21 protein-coding genes are annotated in these 17,088 nt (G+C 41.9%); 8 read left to right on the top strand and 13 right to left on the bottom strand.

Translation table 11 applies throughout. The annotated features are described in order from the left end of the window. Positions 1-94: 94 nt before the first annotated feature. The 7 genes from ACQFX9_RS00735 to ACQFX9_RS00705 form a co-directional block, all read right to left on the bottom strand. On the bottom strand, positions 95-601 hold the full coding sequence (locus ACQFX9_RS00735; RefSeq protein ID WP_427160264.1) for a YceD family protein: 507 nt from the start codon (positions 599-601) through the stop codon (positions 95-97). A gap of 110 nt (positions 602-711) precedes the next feature. Beyond that, complete coding sequence (locus ACQFX9_RS00730; RefSeq protein ID WP_427160263.1) at positions 712-1,230, bottom strand: protein jag; 519 nt, start codon at positions 1,228-1,230, stop codon at positions 712-714. 3 nt (positions 1,231-1,233) lie between these two features. Further along, positions 1,234-2,376, bottom strand: coding sequence for a membrane protein insertase YidC (yidC, locus tag ACQFX9_RS00725; RefSeq protein WP_236141758.1), 1,143 nt, complete (start codon positions 2,374-2,376; stop codon positions 1,234-1,236). Positions 2,377-2,541: 165 nt separating this feature from the next. After that, positions 2,542-2,925, bottom strand: a complete 384-nt coding sequence (locus ACQFX9_RS00720; protein WP_427160262.1) for a PH domain-containing protein — start codon at positions 2,923-2,925, stop codon at positions 2,542-2,544. After that, positions 2,912-3,334 (bottom strand): ribonuclease P protein component, encoded by a 423-nt coding sequence (gene rnpA, locus ACQFX9_RS00715; protein WP_427160261.1) that lies wholly within the window; start codon positions 3,332-3,334, stop codon positions 2,912-2,914. Before rnpA ends, ACQFX9_RS00720 begins: the two co-directional genes overlap by 14 nt. 13 nt (positions 3,335-3,347) lie before the next feature. Further along, positions 3,348-3,482: a 50S ribosomal protein L34 gene (gene rpmH / locus ACQFX9_RS00710; RefSeq protein ID WP_103139710.1), complete on the bottom strand. Its 135-nt coding sequence runs from the start codon at positions 3,480-3,482 to the stop codon at positions 3,348-3,350. Between the two features lie 210 nt (positions 3,483-3,692). Beyond that, positions 3,693-4,202: a DUF2808 domain-containing protein gene (locus tag ACQFX9_RS00705; RefSeq protein WP_427160260.1), complete on the bottom strand. Its 510-nt coding sequence runs from the start codon at positions 4,200-4,202 to the stop codon at positions 3,693-3,695. Positions 4,203-5,041: 839 nt separating this feature from the next. Between ACQFX9_RS00705 and ACQFX9_RS00700 the strand changes: the two genes are divergently transcribed. The 3 genes from ACQFX9_RS00700 (at position 5,042) to ACQFX9_RS00690 (ending at position 7,987) form a co-directional block, all read left to right on the top strand. Further along, on the top strand, positions 5,042-6,199 hold the full coding sequence (locus ACQFX9_RS00700; RefSeq protein ID WP_103139712.1) for a Re/Si-specific NAD(P)(+) transhydrogenase subunit alpha: 1,158 nt from the start codon (positions 5,042-5,044) through the stop codon (positions 6,197-6,199). Between the two features lie 91 nt (positions 6,200-6,290). Beyond that, complete coding sequence (locus tag ACQFX9_RS00695; protein ID WP_236141754.1) at positions 6,291-6,584, top strand: NAD(P) transhydrogenase subunit alpha; 294 nt, start codon at positions 6,291-6,293, stop codon at positions 6,582-6,584. Then, positions 6,581-7,987 carry an NAD(P)(+) transhydrogenase (Re/Si-specific) subunit beta gene (locus ACQFX9_RS00690; RefSeq protein ID WP_427160259.1) on the top strand — a complete coding sequence of 469 codons (1,407 nt, stop codon included), beginning with the start codon at positions 6,581-6,583 and terminating at the stop codon, positions 7,985-7,987. The genes ACQFX9_RS00695 and ACQFX9_RS00690 overlap by 4 nt, the downstream gene beginning before the upstream one ends. Positions 7,988-8,059: 72 nt before the next feature. Here the strand turns inward: ACQFX9_RS00690 and ACQFX9_RS00685 are convergent, their stop codons facing one another. The 3 genes from ACQFX9_RS00685 to ACQFX9_RS00675 all read right to left on the bottom strand — a co-directional run bounded on the left by ACQFX9_RS00685 (position 8,060) and on the right by ACQFX9_RS00675 (position 9,980). After that, positions 8,060-8,491, bottom strand: coding sequence for an NUDIX hydrolase (locus ACQFX9_RS00685; protein ID WP_427160258.1), 432 nt, complete (start codon positions 8,489-8,491; stop codon positions 8,060-8,062). A gap of 8 nt (positions 8,492-8,499) precedes the next feature. Continuing rightward, on the bottom strand, positions 8,500-8,952 hold the full coding sequence (locus ACQFX9_RS00680) for a DUF3531 family protein (RefSeq protein WP_103139715.1): 453 nt from the start codon (positions 8,950-8,952) through the stop codon (positions 8,500-8,502). 95 nt (positions 8,953-9,047) lie between these two features. Beyond that, positions 9,048-9,980, bottom strand: a complete 933-nt coding sequence (locus ACQFX9_RS00675; protein WP_427160257.1) for a Sll0314/Alr1548 family TPR repeat-containing protein — start codon at positions 9,978-9,980, stop codon at positions 9,048-9,050. A gap of 346 nt (positions 9,981-10,326) precedes the next feature. Here ACQFX9_RS00675 and ACQFX9_RS00670 point away from each other — a divergent pair, with 346 nt between their 5' ends. Together ACQFX9_RS00670 and rsmG are read left to right on the top strand one after the other, a co-directional pair. Next, positions 10,327-11,001, top strand: coding sequence for an ABC transporter ATP-binding protein (locus tag ACQFX9_RS00670; RefSeq protein WP_427160256.1), 675 nt, complete (start codon positions 10,327-10,329; stop codon positions 10,999-11,001). Positions 11,002-11,188: 187 nt separating this feature from the next. Further along, positions 11,189-11,926 carry a 16S rRNA (guanine(527)-N(7))-methyltransferase RsmG gene (gene rsmG / locus ACQFX9_RS00665; protein WP_427160255.1) on the top strand — a complete coding sequence of 246 codons (738 nt, stop codon included), beginning with the start codon at positions 11,189-11,191 and terminating at the stop codon, positions 11,924-11,926. Between the two features lie 267 nt (positions 11,927-12,193). On the opposite strand, the gene ACQFX9_RS00660 is transcribed toward rsmG, so the two are convergent. Together ACQFX9_RS00660 and ACQFX9_RS00655 are read right to left on the bottom strand one after the other, a co-directional pair. Beyond that, positions 12,194-13,567 carry a DUF2330 domain-containing protein gene (locus ACQFX9_RS00660; RefSeq protein WP_427160254.1) on the bottom strand — a complete coding sequence of 458 codons (1,374 nt, stop codon included), beginning with the start codon at positions 13,565-13,567 and terminating at the stop codon, positions 12,194-12,196. 69 nt (positions 13,568-13,636) lie between these two features. After that, the gene (locus ACQFX9_RS00655) at positions 13,637-14,512 is read right to left on the bottom strand and encodes an RnfABCDGE type electron transport complex subunit D (protein ID WP_427160253.1); all 876 of its coding nucleotides are present in this window, start codon (positions 14,510-14,512) and stop codon (positions 13,637-13,639) included. Between the two features lie 334 nt (positions 14,513-14,846). Between ACQFX9_RS00655 and ACQFX9_RS00650 the strand changes: the two genes are divergently transcribed. The 3 genes from ACQFX9_RS00650 to ACQFX9_RS00640 all read left to right on the top strand — a co-directional run bounded on the left by ACQFX9_RS00650 (position 14,847) and on the right by ACQFX9_RS00640 (position 16,416). Continuing rightward, positions 14,847-15,494 (top strand): phosphoribosyltransferase, encoded by a 648-nt coding sequence (locus ACQFX9_RS00650; protein WP_427160252.1) that lies wholly within the window; start codon positions 14,847-14,849, stop codon positions 15,492-15,494. Between the two features lie 83 nt (positions 15,495-15,577). After that, on the top strand, positions 15,578-16,207 hold the full coding sequence (locus ACQFX9_RS00645) for an HPF/RaiA family ribosome-associated protein (RefSeq protein ID WP_427160251.1): 630 nt from the start codon (positions 15,578-15,580) through the stop codon (positions 16,205-16,207). 2 nt (positions 16,208-16,209) lie between these two features. Further along, positions 16,210-16,416 carry a hypothetical protein gene (locus ACQFX9_RS00640; RefSeq protein WP_427160250.1) on the top strand — a complete coding sequence of 69 codons (207 nt, stop codon included), beginning with the start codon at positions 16,210-16,212 and terminating at the stop codon, positions 16,414-16,416. A 263-nt stretch (positions 16,417-16,679) separates the two neighbouring features. Here ACQFX9_RS00640 and ACQFX9_RS00635 read toward each other — a convergent pair whose 3' ends face one another. Next, positions 16,680-16,883 (bottom strand): ChaB family protein, encoded by a 204-nt coding sequence (locus tag ACQFX9_RS00635; RefSeq protein WP_427160249.1) that lies wholly within the window; start codon positions 16,881-16,883, stop codon positions 16,680-16,682. Positions 16,884-17,088 lie beyond the last annotated feature (205 nt).

Genomic DNA, 17,088 nt, shown 5'->3' with positions numbered 1-17,088 from the left:
TCCAAACCCAGAAACCCCTGTCAAGTCAGGATTTATCAATTGCGAATTGCGAATTGCGAATTGTGAATTGGTATTACGCCCCTGTTTTTTGTACTTATCCTGGTAGTTGCTTCTTCAAAGCCTCTAACCTAGCCCAACGACTATCAACGGGTTTGTCTACACTCTCACCAGCCGAATTGAGAATCCCTGGACAGTTTAAATCACATAACTGACGTTGGGGCAATTCTAAGCACATCTGCTCATACAACCATTCACTGGGATGGAAATAACCATTGGGTGATAGAGTTTCCACTAAATCTTCCATCGCCACTTCCCTTTCTAAAGGCAAGTTCTGTTCTTGATTTACGGCTTCATCTAACCAAATCACTTCTTGGGCATTCACCACTAAACGGTGATTGTATTGTTGTAAGCAACGATTACAGGTACAAGTAACAATAGTTTCTACCTGTGCTGATACCTCTAAGTAATTACCATGATGCTGCACGCGGACGCGACCGCGAACTGGTGTTAACGTATCTAGCCCAGGCAGAAATTCTTTAACTTGAATTTCCTCTGTACGCTCCGGTGCTTTAGTTAGCTGCGGAATAAAAATTGCGTCCATAGGATTGGTGAAACATCATCACGAAAATTTATGTTGATCATCAGCAATTCTGCTGATAATCCATATATAGTCTAGCTCTTAGCAAGAATATTCTGTACTGCTTAAACTGTTTAGGGTTCAAAGCCCACAGGACGAACAACTAAATGCCGATGGGGTTCTTTGCCACGACTAAAGGTTTCTATATCAGTTAATTCTTGAAACAAGGTGTGGACAAAGCGTCTTTCCGCAGAACTGAGGGATCTAATTTCCACTTCTTGACCTGTGGAACGGACTTGTACAGCTACGGCTTCCGCTATTGCTTGAATTTCAGCTTGTCTTTTAACTCGATAGCCATTCAATTCTACAGTGTAAGAAGCTTGTCCGGCTTCTGATTGGTTGATGTTCAGCGTGGAATTAGCCAAATATTGAATTGCATCCAACACCGAACCATCAGCACCAATTAAAACGCCTATTTGCTCTGGGGTAAGGTTGGTTTCATCAATTTTCAACCAGTAGCTATCTATGGCTGGGGAATCTTCTTCTAGAGAATGAGGCGTTTCTACACTACCTCGAATCTCTGTTGATATCCCCGTGAGTTCCAGCAGTGATTTTAACCACTGCTGACCTCGCTGCATGGGAATATTGCTCATCTATTAACCTGTGGTCTTTTTCTTGGAACTTTTTGGCTCAAAAGGTAGGGTCTTTTGTGCCGCCACCGCTTGTTTTTCTTGGGTGTCTACGATTTTTTGTAGTTCCTCTGGTAAGGGTTCACGAGAGAGGATGTAAGTTTGCAGGGTTTGGAAGATATTTCCAATCACCATGTACATCAAAACCCCTGCTGGCAAGGGGAAGAACAAGAACATCCCAGAGAAAATTACAGGGGTGACTTTGTTAACTGTATCCTGTTGGGGATTGCCACCACTAGAGTTCTGCCCGGAAAGCATTTGGCTGACGTAGAGACTAATACCAAAGAAAATAATCATCGCTACAATATCCCAGTGGACTGTTCCGTCTGGGTCAATTGCTCCGACTCTACCCAAGGCATCAATGAACAGGAAGCCTTTATCTGCTGCTAAACCAGGAATTGTCCCTTGAATGGTGACATCGCCTGGCTGTAGAGCTTCTATGTTGCCCTCTGCATCGATTTTGATTCTGTCTTCCCCTTTGGTAATTTTCCATTCGGGGATTAACTTGGTGTCTGGGTGTTCTGCCAGCAATGCGGGGAATGGCTTACCTTCAAGGGTTTGGTATTGAATCTTGGTGTTTTCCCCTACTGTTAACTTGTTACCACTAGGGAGAATCGCTGTAACTTTGACGTGTTCTCCATCAGCCACATAAATGTTCTGAGGAGGAGTCGCAAAGGCTTGGGGTTGAATCCGTTCGATTTGTTCGGTGGGGAGGATTTGCAGGTTAACAGAATAGTTAACTCCCGCAAATGGTGAACCCCTCAAAGTAGCAAATAGGGCTAACAGGACTGGCATTTGCAGTAAGAGTGGCAAACACCCTGCTAAGGGGTTGCCAAATTCCTTCTGCACGTTCATCATTTCTTCCTGCTGCTTTTGCGGGTCGTCCTTGTAACGTTCTTTAACTTCCGCCATCCGCTTTTGCATCAGAGGTTGTACAATTCGCATCCGCCGCATACTGCGAATTGAACCAGCACTCAGGGGGTAGAGCGCGAAGCGGATTATCAATGTCAAGGCAACGATCGCCAATCCATAGCTAGGCACAATACTATAGAACAAGTCTATGATTGGCAGCATGACGTTGTTTGAGAGAAACCCGATACCAAAATCCATTATTCTGAATTCAACCTGAGTTACTGTAAATTGATCTGAATCTAATTTATCTAAAAAAGGGAGAGTAGGGAGTAGGGAGGAATCAATTCAAAATTCAAAATTCAAAATTCAAAATTAAGAACTTGATTGACTGTTGAGTGTTGACTGTTCCCTATGCCCTGTTCTCTATTGGGGTGTGTATTGAGGATTTTTGGCAGCAATTCTTTCGTTGATGTAGTCGTAAACTTCACGAAAATTAGGGATCGCCCGCATTTCTAAACGACTACCATTTCTTAAGGTGACTACCATATCTCCCCAAATACCGACTCCACGGGGAATTTTGACAATTTTGACAATTTCTGAGTAAATTACGTCAGAGCGATCGCGTCCCATCCAGCCACCCATGACAGATATTCTGCGGTCGGTGATGCGGTAACGTAACCACAAGGCTCTCACTATTGCACCAACTGTAAGTGGTATACCAACCACAGTAAAGCCAATCAGGATATTTAAAATTAAATCCCCAATGTGGGGGCCGCCTTCATAATAAACTTCTTCACGAATGCCCATTTAATACCTCGGCTTTTGCCAACAACTGCTCTAATTCTTGCAGAAATTGTTGGCTTCCGCACTCATCTCCTGCTGCTGTTGGTTTGACAATTAACACCAATTTCCACCCTGGTGCTATTTTCGGCAATAGTTGTTGCAATGCTGCTGTAATTTGACGCTTGATGCGGTTACGCACCACTGCTTTTTTACTAACTTTTGTGCTAACTGAAATGCCTATTTTCGTACTGGTGAGATGCTGACATTCAGTCCCTATAGAGTTTTTAGGGGCAGTAGCCAAAGAAGATTCTTTGGCAGATGACGGTTTTAAAGCTCTCAAAGTTAAATGAGAACTGTATCGCCGCATTCCTTCTCGGAAAACTGCCTGAAAATCTTGACGGGATTTTAATCGATGTGCTTTCGGCAAGGCCACAGCTTAAAATACCCTAAACGGTCAAACGATGCCGTCCTCTTCTTCTTCTAGCTCTGATGACGTTTCTACCATCAGGGGTTCGCATTCTGGCACGAAAGCCGGAAGTCCTTTTTCTCTTGCGGTTAGTTCCGCCCAGAGTTCTTTGCATACTATTCTCCTCGTAGGTGATTTTTATAAAAAGTCACAATCTAAAAATATATCATAGTCATTAGTCATTAGTCATTAGTTTAGAGATGGAATATGGTGCATTTGTACGGGTAGGCTTAAACAAAATATCTGTTTATTAACGTGAATATCTACGAAAACCCGCCTCTACTGACTGTTGACTGTTGACTATTGACTATTGACTAATGACTAATTAACTAATTGTCAAAATCCAAGAACCGATGTAGCGCAGTAATGGGACATCTCCTGGGGAGAGGATCTGACATTTGAAATAGTATGTGCCGCCAAAGACTGGGTTACGGACGTTGGAAAATACTAACTCGACTCTGCTACCTGCTGGTACTGGTTCTTCAGGGAAAATCTCAATTAAACCGGTTTCTTTATTCCATTTGACTTCTGAAAGGGGGACTTTCTTCCCTCTAACTCTGACTTCAATTTTTTTAGTATCAAAACTACCTTTGTAGTAGCTAGGATAAGTAACAGCAAATTGTGCTGCTGCTAGTTTCATGTTTTGGGCGGGAATTCTCAGTATGTATCTATCTATACTATTTGTCTGTCCGCCAAAATCTAAACGGAAGGGTAGCTGGTTTTCCCGCTTAACGCCGCTAAAAAGTACAAATCCTTGACCTTGTGCCAATACCATAGTTGGTAAGCTAGTAAGTACACAGCCAGTCAAAGCTAAAACGGAAAGTAAACGGCGCATAATTTCAACTCCTCCACCAGAGAATGATGTGTAATTGGGGTTTTCGTAACTAAACTTTACTATTGCTTTGCCCAAAAAAGACGTAACTTAGTGATGAAAGTGCCTTTTGCGGACATCGGACTAGAGATAAGACAGGAAAGAAGGCAAAAGATGTTTCTGATATTTCGGCTTTGTGACTCAATCTAGTCAGTATATTTATCTATGGGTATTGTAACATCCACTAATAATTGGTCATTTAGCAGCAAATCCCATTGTTAAATACGCATATTCTGCTTTTATCTCTATATTTCTGGAATCTAAGTTTTAACTCCATATCAATACTGTAGAGATTTGATTGTGTTGCTAAATATGTATAAGTGTATCTTAATTTAGGGTTTTTGTTATAAAAATTGAGCGATGTAATTAGCGATCGCCTGTTAACTTGGGATAAGTTGATCAAAATAGACTCACATATTAATTAATAATCATTGAAAACTATTGCCAAAATACCAAAATCAATAATTAAAGTTTTGTTGCAGATTGCGAGATGTCATCAAAACAAGAATTTTTCCTTTCAGATCCCTAAAAAAAACTAAAGACATCGCGATAAAACCGCAGATTAAAACTAAGATTTGCACTAAGTAAAGCAATTGGTATCTATCAGTAAAGGTTAAGATTTGTCAGCATTAAAGTTGAACTTAATCTGGCATAAAGGTAGGAAATAAAGGGAAGTTAAGGTTTTAATCCTAACAAAAAAGCCACAACTTATAGTTGAAGGCAGTAGCTATGAGTTAAATCCATAGTTAATTGCAACAGTTAAAGTTTGTGCAGAGATTAGGTATTTATCTCTAGGAGATTTCATGAAAATAGCAGTTGCTAAAGAAATAGAAGTTTGTGAACGGCGTGTAGCATTAAATCCTGATACCGTTGGGCGATTAGTTAAGCAAGGTTTGGAAGTTTGGGTAGAAGCAGGCGCAGGGGAAAGATCATTTTTTAGTGATGCAGCCTATGCAGCCGCAGGAGCTAAAATTATTGAACATCCTGAGCAATTATGGGGCGAAGCCGATATTTTATTGAAAGTTAGCCCTCCCCAAACACGAGAAGACGGGCGTGCAGAAGTTGACTTCATGCACGAAGGGGCAGTATTGATTAGCTTTCTAAATCCGTTAGGAAACCCAGTCGTGGCACAGCAGTTAGCTAATCGGCGGGTAACGGCTTTGAGTATGGAATTAATTCCGCGCACCACTAGGGCGCAAAGTATGGATGCTTTATCTTCTCAAGCTTCCTTGGCGGGTTATAAATCAGTGTTAATCGCCGCCGCCGCCTTACCGAAATATTTCCCGATGCTGACAACAGCCGCAGGCACAATTGCCCCAGCCAAAGTGTTTATTATGGGGGCTGGGGTAGCAGGATTGCAAGCGATCGCCACTGCTAGACGTTTGGGTGCAGTGGTAGAAGCCTTTGATATTCGTCCGGCTGTCAAAGAGGAAGTGCAGAGTTTAGGCGCGAAATTTGTAGAAGTGCAGCTAGAAGAAGAAACAACCGCCGCCGGTGGTTACGCCAAGGAAATCTCAGAAGCTAGCAGACAACGTACCCAAGAAGTTGTCACTGAGCATATCAAAAATGCGGATGTAGTAATTACTACTGCCCAAGTTCCAGGGAAAAAAGCACCACTGTTAGTGACTGCGGAAATGGTGGCACAGATGAAACCTGGTTCAGTGATTGTCGATTTAGCTGCCGAACAAGGTGGAAACTGCGCTTGTACTGATCCTGGTAGAGATATTGTCTGGAATGGTGTCACTATTATCGGGCCGATTAATCTCCCTTCATCCATGCCAGTCCACGCCAGCCAACTCTATGCCAAGAACTTGACATCTTTGTTGCAACTCTTGATTAAAGACAAAGCATTAAATGTAGATTTTGCTGACGACATCATTGATGCAGCCTGCATCACCCACGCTGGAGAAATTCGCAATCAACGCGTTAAAGATGCGCTACAAGATGCTGTGTTGAGGTAAAGGGCATGGGGCATTGGGCATGGGGCATTGGATTAAAATCCCCCTCCTACACCCCTACACCCTTATACCCCTAAAAAATAAGGAGATTTCAATGACAGAGGCATTAATTGCGGCTTTGTTTGTATTTGTATTGTCATCTTTCATCGGTTTTGAAGTTATCAATAAAATCCCACCGACGCTACACACTCCCCTGATGTCAGGTTCAAATGCGATTTCGGGGATTGCTGTAATTGGGGCGATAGTAGCAGCCGGAGAAAGAAACACCAATTTATCGGTAATTCTCGGTTTAATTGCGGTGATATTAGCGACAGTCAACGTCGTTGGTGGTTTCCTGGTGACTGACAGAATGTTGCAAATGTTTAAGAAAAAGGAGGTTAAAGCGTGAGCGACTTTTTACCAACTGGGATTCAGCTGACGTACTTAGTCGCTGCGTCTTTATTCATTCTGGGTTTGAAAAAACTCGGTTCTCCTGCTACTGCACGCAATGGTAATGTGATTGCGGCGGTGGGAATGCTGCTGGCGATTGTCGCTACAATGCTCGACCAGCACGTATTGAACTATGAGATGATTTTGTTAGGCTTGGCGATTGGTTCGGCAATTGGTGCGATCGCAGCTTACAAAGTCCAAATGACAGAAATGCCCCAAATGGTGGGTTTACTCAATGGTTTAGGTGGTGCAGCTTCCGCATTAGTCGCGGTGGCTGAATTTTGGCGGTTTTTGGATACTGGCGCGCCTGTTCCTTTAGATGTCAACATTTCCATGTTATTGGATGTGTTAATCGGCGGTGTCACCTTTACAGGTAGTTTTCTCGCCTTCGCTAAACTGCAAGGATTAATAAGCGGTTCACCAATTACATTCCCCCTACAGCAACCATTCAACCTGTTGTTATTGGGTGCTTATGTTGCGGGTAGTGCCTACTTAATCATCACACCCGATAGCTTGCCTGTGTTCTTAGGTGTCGTAGCCGTATCCCTAGTTTTAGGTGTGATGTTCGTCATCCCCATTGGTGGTGGCGATATGCCCGTTGTGATCTCCCTGCTAAACTCCTTATCAGGTATCGCGGCGGCGGCGGCGGGTTTTGTGGTGATGAATAATATGTTAATCATCGCTGGCGCGTTGGTGGGGGCTTCTGGTATCATCCTCACGGAAATCATGTGTAAAGCCATGAACCGTTCCCTTTTCAGCGTACTGTTTAGCGCGTTTGGTTCGGGAGGTTCTGGTGCGGTTGGTGGTGCGGCGGCTGGTACAACAGATCACACCGTCCACAGTATTGATCCCGAAGAAGGGGCGATGATGTTGGGTTATGCTCGTTCTGTGGTGATTGTTCCCGGTTATGGGATGGCTGTAGCCCAAGCACAACACAGTGTGAGAGAATTGGCAGACCAATTAGAGCGTATGGGTGTTGATGTTAAGTATGCCATTCACCCTGTTGCGGGCAGAATGCCGGGACACATGAATGTTTTGTTAGCTGAGGCAAATGTGGCGTACACCCAGTTGTATGACATGGAAGATATTAACCCTCAGTTTGAACAAGCAGATGTAGCTTTAGTCATTGGCGCAAATGATGTAGTAAATCCGGCGGCGCGTAGTGATGTTAATAGCCCTATTTACGGTATGCCGATTTTAGAGGTAGATAAGGCAAAACACACCATTGTAATTAAGCGCGGGATGAGTGCAGGTTTTGCTGGTGTAGATAATGAGTTGTTCTACAAAGATAAAACCACAATGCTTTTTGGTAGTGCAAAAGATATGGTGTCTAAGTTGGTTTCAGAAGTGAAGCAACTTTAGATAGCGAATCACAATTGATAGCTTTGCTTGCCTTGGAGGTGTGATACTTCTGAGGCAGTTTTTTTATTTGTCTCAAAGATAGTTAAAAAACTCCTGTGGTACTAATGTGAGTTCACCAGATTTAAACCGAGAAATATCCATCCACAATGCGGTATGTTGATGATTTTCCCCTTCAGAAAATACTAGACTTTCTAGTTGATAGAATTTAAAATCGGCAAAATCACACTGATATAATTGAATAATTTCATGTCCTGGCTGACCGTCATATACAAATATATTTTCTATACAACCTAAGTAGCGAATATTAGTTAAATCAGCTTGAATTTCTTCTTGAAATTCTCGTTTCAAGGCTTCTAAACTAGTTTCGCCAAAATCAACACCACCGCCAAGAGCGCGGTAAAATGTAGATTGTTTTACAGGGTCATAACCTTCGGAGACAAAAATTCTCTCCTCATCTCGAATTAGTCCCAAGGTGATAACCCTAATGTCACGTTTCTTGCCCATTTTTGTAGTTAATTATCGTAAATAGAGTAAGCACGACTTTCACTATCTTCGACAGGCCAATCTTCATTTTCTCCACCAATATATAGGGATTCCAGAGTGACGTATTCTTCACTAAGTTGAGTGAGTGCATTAATGAGGATATCTAAAGCGATCGCATCACTTGTTCCCAAGTCAAACCAACACCTTCCCCACTGTCCTTCATACTCAAATTCGCCCATGTTGTGCATGAGAGCTAATAGGCTTTTGTCATAACCTTGGGAATCATAATCCATATAGCTGATATCTAATCCAGTTTCTTGAACTTGCAGATTTTCAGCATTGAACGCGCCTAATTTTCCCAGGTAAAACCAGGAGTTAAATACTTCTTCTATATACTGTTTTTCTCGTTCAGAAGGAACAGTGGTAAATTTCAACCAAATCCAAACATCAAAGGGGTTAAATTCACGAAATTGGATGTGCATATTAGTCATTAGTCATTAGTCATTAGTCAATAGTTTTTTCCCTGCTCCCCCTGCTTCCCCTGCTTCCCCTGCTCCCCCTGCTCCCCCTGCTCCCTTCAAATACTTTTTAAACTGTTAACTGCGCCGTCGCGTTCGCGTTCTATTTGTCTGACTAAATCTCTGGGGAGTTGGGATTTTTTGGCTAAGGCTTTGTCAAAGTTGGAAACTGCTTCTTGAATTAGTTGCTGGTTTTTGTCTTGTCTTCCTTGTTCTCTGAGAATTTGGGCTTTTAGATAATACAACTCTGGGTTGTCTGCTGCAACTTTTAGGGCGCGGTTGGCGTAATTTAAGGCTTGGGAGTATTGTTTTAAGTCACGATAGGCGATCGCAATTCCCCGATTTGTTAAATATTCGGGTGCGGCGTTCTTTTCTAAACGTTCGATTGCGTCATCTGGGTTGGCAAAGGGTAAACTTACAGATAGCATCAAATCCATGTAACCCTTGATTAAATTTAGTTCTGGGTCTTGGGATGAAATCGCCTCTGCTTGATTTAGATATTGATACACTTGTCTAAGACGGCTTAAGGCTTTGGGTGCGCCTTTGATTGTCCCTTCACGCGTCAAAATCACTCCACCTTCTAAAAAATGACCGACAGCTATGTAAATATTCCCCCTTAATTCGTCAGTAGCCAGCAATTTGCTTCCTGCTTCTAGGGTTTTCTTACTGTAATTATCTAGTCCTATTAAATCTCCGTTCATGTAAGCTAGAGATGCCTTCATGGCATAGACTAGAGGCTCATCTGACTCGCTAGAAGTTGCCTGTTTGAGATAACGCTCGGCGGTTGGGTAATCACCATTGAAAAATACTGCCCTAAAAGCAGCTTCCGTGTTTTTGCCAATGTTATGGGGTTGATTAGCACGGAAGGGATCACCAGCTAAACTAGGATTTACCCCCAGATTGAAGGCGATCGCTATGCCTAATGTCACCTGTACTAACTTATTGAATGGGGAAAATCTCAGCATTGGGGGAAAAAAGGAAATTTTAGTCATTACCAGCCTCAGAAAAATTGCGGTTTAAATAGTTTGATATGTTACTTAAAATAGAAAAAATATGTAACTAAAAATCGCATCTTTGATGGCTAAAATACTCTCTCCAAGAAGACTGTAATAATTTTTTCAAGTTCCCATATTGGTTGTAGCTATTACTTATGAATAAAATTGCCACAATAGGAAACAAGCGGATTTTAACTGTTAAATTTGAATTTATTGATAATACTTGGATTTATCTATAATTTACTCCCCATACCCAATACTTCGACAAGCTCAGTACAAGTCCCTAGTCCCTAGTCCCCACCCCAATCCCCAAGCAACGCCAAATTTTTGGTAATCTTAACAAATGCTCTATCTCAGAAATTTAACTTATCATCCCACAGCTTGCCCTACAGCAATTCTGAAATCCACTAATTTGGAGTTACCCACCCAAAAGCTAGGATTGATTATTGGCCCTAGCGGTTCTGGTAAAAGTACCCTACTAGAGATTTTGTCTGGACTAGCTGAACCCACATCAGGCGCAGTTTTTTGGCGAGAACAAGAACTCATTTCCGAACAGCTACAACAATTAGCTGGTTTAGTGTTTCAGTTTCCAGAACGCCATTTTTGCGGCGGGACAATTTTGGAAGAATTGCGTTTAGGACATCCCGAATTAGGGAGTGAACGAGTTAGACACACACTCAGCGAAGTAGGATTAGAGCATTTATCCCTATCCACCGCACCTCATGCGTTAAGTGGAGGACAGCAACGCCGTTTAGCCTTAGCCGTGCAATTAATTCGCCAACCCAATTTATTATTATTAGACGAACCCACAGCAGGCTTAGATTGGTCAATGCGTCGGCAATTAGTGAGTTTATTAGCAAAACTCAAACAAGACTGGACACTGTTAGTAGTAACACATGACGCAGGTGATATGCTGGCGATCGCAGACTATTGCTGGACACTCAATCACGGTGAATTAGAATCCGTAGATCCTGCTGTGTTGGAGGCGAAAGTCAAAGAACCTCAAGCCGCAGTGTAACTTGGGGATTGGGGACTGGGGACTGGGGATTGGGGATTGGGGACTGGGTGGATAAGGTAGACAAGGTAGACAAGGTATATTTTACCCCAATGCCCAATGCCCCATGCCCAATGCCCCAAGACTAATGACTAATGACTATTGACTATTGACTAATGACTATTGACTAATGACTAATGACTATTGACTAATGACTAACTCATTGCCAATAATGGCAGAAATTTGGCAGCAAACTCTCAATTGGCAACCTACTGATGAACAGCAAGCGCGTTTTCAGCAGTTGTATGAATTAATCCTTGATGGGAATCGTCAGTTAAATTTAACTCGCATTACTGAACCGCAAGAGTTTTGGGAAAAGCATCTTTGGGATTCTTTGCGGGGAACTGCACCACAGCAAAAATTTATTTCGTCTTTAGAAACAGGTGCATCTGTCATTGATATTGGTACAGGTGCAGGTTTTCCTGGTGTTCCCATCGCCATGATTGCACCTAATTCTCAAATTACACTTGTAGATTCCACCCGCAAAAAGATTGCTTTTATTGATAAAATCCTGAATGAATTAGGAATTAATCACGCTCAAACTCTAGTGAGTAGAGCCGAAGAAATTGGACAGCAACCACAGCACCGAGAAAAGTATGATATTGCCTTAATTCGTGCTGTTGGTAATGCTTCAGTTTGTGCTGAGTATACTTTGCCTTTACTCAAAAAAAATGGTTTGGCTGTAATCTATCGCGGTACTTGGACAGATGAAGAAACCACAGCTTTGGAAGATGCGGTTAAGCAGTTAGGTGGTGAGATTGAATCAATAGAACAGTTTTTTACACCTGTGAGTAATAGTATTCGTCACTGTTTATATTTACGAAAAATAGCAACCACACCTGCTAAATTTCCTCGTGCTGTTGGTGTACCAACTCAAAAGCCACTTTAACAGTCATCAATTATCAAAAAGATCGTGACGTTACGCTGGTTACAACTCAGTTTGTATTCATGAATTTAGTCCTTACTACAAACTTTTAAGAAAATTTGGGGGTTGAAGTTCCCGGACTGACGGGGGTGACAAAGAAGCTACAAAGCATGACTGGATAAGGCTCATAGCACATAGACCTTTGTCACCATGTCAGCAATTTGCTAGAGTTAATCAACAGTTGCCAATTAATTGCGTTAGCGTAGCGGGACGTTAGTCCATTGCGAATTGCTATGAAATTCCCAACCAAGAAAATATGGTGTCCCACCAGGATGTTCTGATATCACCTACAGTTACACGCATTTTGCGCCGGATGTCTTGGATATTCCAATTGGTTAATTTGGCGAGGGTTTGGGCTTCTTGTTCAAAACGTCTTGGTAAAGACCGCTTGTATTCTTTTCCGGCTTGACATTTCACTTCGCCGGTAAAAGGATGCTGCAAAACATATCTCCCTTGGAAGGATTCGCGGTTGGATGTATCTTGAAACATCAAATCTTCGGGGAATTTGTCGCGGGTGTAGCGGACGTGTAGGCGAGAGATAAAAACGTTATTGGTAGGGAAGGGGCGACGGAAGTTAGTGGGTGCAGGTTCATCAGAAGAATTAGTATCCAGCCAAAATACACCTGCTTGTTTGAGTTCCTCTGTAGTTAAGGGTTCTGCTGAACAGGGGTCGCAATTACTCATGTCCCAAGCATATTCTAAAAAGGCAACTCTCTTGCCTTCTTTGGTGTAAGCTGTTTCAAAAGTAGATTTGTAAAAATCGCCAAATTCCTGTTTGATAAATACGGGAATATTCAGGTTAGAGGGAACTTTGACTGTCCGATAGTTGGTAATTTCGGCTTGTCCTTTGGGTGAGAGGACGTAAACTATTAAATCTTGCTCGGTGGTGGCGTTAATCATGCCCAAGCGAATCGGTAACATGAACTTGGGTGATTGATAAGAGATTTGCAAAGGGCGGAGAAATTCATAGCCAGATTGGGCGAATTTATTGAGGTTGACCTTAGCTACAAAAAACTTCATGGAAGAACGAATGTAAGGCTTGAGTAACTGTTGCGCGCCTCTGGGAATTTTGTACCCATTGCGATTGAGCCAAGTTTCTAAACCACCAGATTCTTTTGCACTCAAAACGACAATATCGTATTCACCCACATTAAAGCGTGCTTCGACCGTTACACCCAAACCGCGATCGCGTGTGGAATTTTCTGCTTCTTCTTGTCGTGCTGAGGGTGCAGCTAAAAATATATCTCCACTGTTACCATATGAATTGCATGGGTCTTCATCAAAATACTCTACTAAACGTGGCGCGCTAAAAGCATCTAAACGTTCAATAATCTTGGGGTCTGCAACACGGACTTGCTCTTTTTTAATGACTGTAGGAACAGGAACCACCATTGCAAAATCTTTGACTTCCCCTTGATAGTCGTTCGCCATCGTCAACACAGTGCGATTGTCATCTCTAGCAATCACCACCTGAGAAGCTTTGTTATAAAGTTTGGCATCAGCTTTTGCCACATAAAAGCCACAAAACGCCCAAGCTGTAGGTGCAAAGCACAATACAGACATTAAAGCTGACAATAATGGAATAATTAATCGAAAAGGCTGCATTTTATACCTCATTAAAATTAAATTGTTAACTGGGCATGGGGCATTGGGCATTGGGGAGTTATTCCTCCCCTACACCCCTAAACCCCTACTCCTCGCTTCCAACCAATCAAAACGCGGGGCTGTACAGAGGAAATCGAATAGGACGGTTAAGGGTGCAAAGATGAATAAAGCCCAAAATACTGCGGTGGGGAGAAAGAAATAATTGCGTAATACAAAAGTGGTGATGGCGATGCAAAATGCCCAAATTACACGCCCAAGTCGGGCGTTAGGGATTGAGCGAGGATCTGTGACCATAAAGAGGGCAAACAGTAATAGAGATCCACTCATTAAGCGATGGCAATAAACATCCCAAGTCCAACCCAACCAAAGATTTCGGATGGCTTCTAATAGAGAGTAAGCACCCAAAAAAGCGGCTGTAGTATCCCAGCGACCGATACGTTGCAAAATCATGCCTCCAGTCCCAGCAAATAACAGCCCATACCACCAATCTTCACCCCACTGTCCTGGAGATACCCAAGCATCAGAGGTGAAAACCAAAGCAGCAATAATGCCGAAGTTAGCTGGATTGAAGAAATGTTTTTGATTAATTTGCAAGAAAAATTTACTAGCGATCGCACTAGCCGCCGCAAAAGCCATTGTTGTCCAATGATCAGCCCGTAAAAGTAAGCTGAGTCCCAATGCGGTAATTAAAGCACTGCGGAGATTTAAGGGACTAGGGACTGGAGACTGGGCATTGTGAGAAAAAGAAAAATCTTCCTCCCCCTGCTCCCTACTCCCTGCCCCCTGCCTTATCACCCATGACAAAAAGCACTGCGTTAAAAGACAAGTGGCGATCGCTACTGCAATTAATTCCGGGCGTAGTGTCCAATCCCTTGTTCCAATACCCAAAACTAGAAACAAGCCTAGAAATAGAATTTGATAATCCCGTATATCTTTGAGCAACATTGACTCTTTCTTAAGGGATTCCCCGTAGATTTTTCATCAATGTAGACGAGTCAAACCTCAAAAGATGTGGCCGTTACAAATTTTGTTACAAAAAAATTAGTAGTCAATGGTCAATAGTCAACAGTCAATAGTCAACAACTTATCTGCATTAGTCCATTAGACATACTGATACAGTCAAAATATCGCTTCCTGAGTCAGAGGATATGGAATCTTGAATCTGTTTAAAATTGGACAGCAGTAGCAAAAACTTTTGTAGGTGCAAGCCTTTGCTACGCTGGCGTAAGCCTACTCATTGAGCATTTTTAATTTTGAATTCCCCCTTGGGGGTGAAATCATGTTATTTAAAGACCGCAAAGCCGCAGGACAGGTTCTAGCTAGCAAATTACTGGATTATGCTAACTGCCCAGATGTGCTGGTTTTAGCTTTACCCAGAGGCGGCGTTCCCGTTGCTTTTGAAATTGCTCAAGCTTTGAAAGCCCCCTTGGATGTGTTAGTAGTACGCAAACTCGGCGTACCAGATAATCCAGAATTGGCGATGGGAGCGATCGCTTCTGGTGGTGTCCGTATAATTAATCAGCAGATTATCGATGATATTAAGATCACAGATGAAGTCATTGCTAGAGTTGCAGCCCAAGAACAACGGGAACTCGAAAGACGAGAAAGCATATATCGAGGTGAAGAACCGTTTCCAGAATTAACAGGACGTAAAGTGATTTTAGTTGATGATGGTTTAGCCACTGGCGCAACCATGTGGGCGGCTGTAATTGCTGTCAGACAAAAAACCCCCCAAGAAATCGTTATTGCTGTCCCCATCGCTGCACCTGAAACCTATCAACAATTACTACCCAAAGTAGAAAAAATAGTCTGTATTTCCACACCTAGTAAATTTTATAGCGTAGGTATGTGGTACGAAGATTTTCCACAAACTACAGACGCTGAAGTCCATGAGTTATTGAAAAAGTCAATAGTCATTAGTCACTAGTCATTAGTTATCACTCATTACTCATCACTCATTACTTCTACCTTGTCTCCTCCACACCCTTAAAGACTTACATTCAAAAAAGTATGAAATTACCACTAGACATTACATATCGCAATTTGGATAAATCAGATGCAATTGATAAATTAATTAGAGAAAAAGTTGCTAAGTTAGAGCATATTTGTAGTTATATAAATAGCTGCCATATTGCTGTAGAAAAAGTACACGATCGCCCTCGTAGTGGTTCGCCTTATCGTGTCAGAATTGATCTCACCATACCACCAGGACATGAACTTGTAGCTGAAAGTAATCCTGCTCAAGCTGTGCAGTATGAACCATTAGATGTAGTCGTTCGTGAGGCTTTTGATGCAGCACGTCAACAGTTACTAAAATTAACCCAACGCCAAAAAGCAAGCGATAGATCCCAAACTCAAGCAGGTACAGGAGAAACTACGGGACTAGTTACCAAACTGTTTAGAGAGCAAGGTTATGGCTTCATCAAAACTCTAGATAGCCAAGAAATTTACTTCCACAAAAATAGCGTCCTCCATCACGACTTTGAACGTCTAGAAATTGGTACTGGGGTTTATTGTGCCGTAGAAGAAGGTGAAGAAGGACTACAAGCCAGCACAGTCAAAATTGTAGATAAGCCAGGTGTGCGGGCTGGTAAATCTAGCCAAACTTTAATTGAACCGCCCCTCGACTGGAGAGAATAATTATGAACGGCGAATTGAAACAAACTGCATCTCAACTGTTAGCTGCTATGTTATCTAACCCTCATATTTATCCCCAAGTTAGTGATGCTGGAGGCTATGGACAAATGGAACAACAATTAATTATCACGGCTGTAGAGATGGCAGAAATTTTAATTCAGCATATTGAAAATGCTCATCCCCAACCTGAAAAAGAGTTACAGACAAAATAAATAATTATTCAACAATTTTTGTAGTATTAGTGGGGTGTGTTACGCTGTTGCTAACGCACCCTAATTATTTAATTTGTAATTAGCAAATTGAATTTATAGCAATAATTTTTACCTGTAATAAAATAAATTGGGAATTTCTCAAATACAGATGATTATCTGACGGTTTGATTATTCCCAAAATATTAGTTACTACTACTGCTAGTAGACAAGATAGCTAGTACAATTACCACTTTCTTCTAACTAAAGAAAGAAATTACATACAATTATTCTGGCTTTTTGTGCCATTCGCCATCATCATCCTTTTCGTAGTCGCGTTTAACTGCACTCCAAGCTACACGAAAAGCGCGTTCTTCTTCTCCATATTGTTCTACGGCACTATTAAACGCTGCGCGAAAAATTTCTTGCGCGTGTTGGGGTAAGTGTTCCTTAACTGAATCTGGTAAGTCTTCAATCTGTTGGTAAGGCATTAAATCAACTCCTTTACTCAAGAGTAAAGAGAGTTAGGGTCTGTTTTGTGGTCAATCATTAACTAATTAAATATTTTAAGTAAGTTGTGGATAAAAAACATAATTACATTAAAAAATTAAACCAACCTAAAATTTTGCCTTTGGGTTGAATTTATTTGTGCATCTAGAAATACTAAGTATAAGGCTAGCAAGTACGTAAATCAAG

Origin of the sequence: Aliinostoc sp. HNIBRCY26, from assembly GCF_050235535.1 — a bacterium.
Taxonomy (GTDB): Bacteria; Cyanobacteriota; Cyanobacteriia; order Cyanobacteriales; family Nostocaceae; genus Trichormus.
The sequence above is the reverse complement of the archived record's forward strand: the minus strand, read 5'-3'. Positions and strand labels throughout refer to the sequence as shown.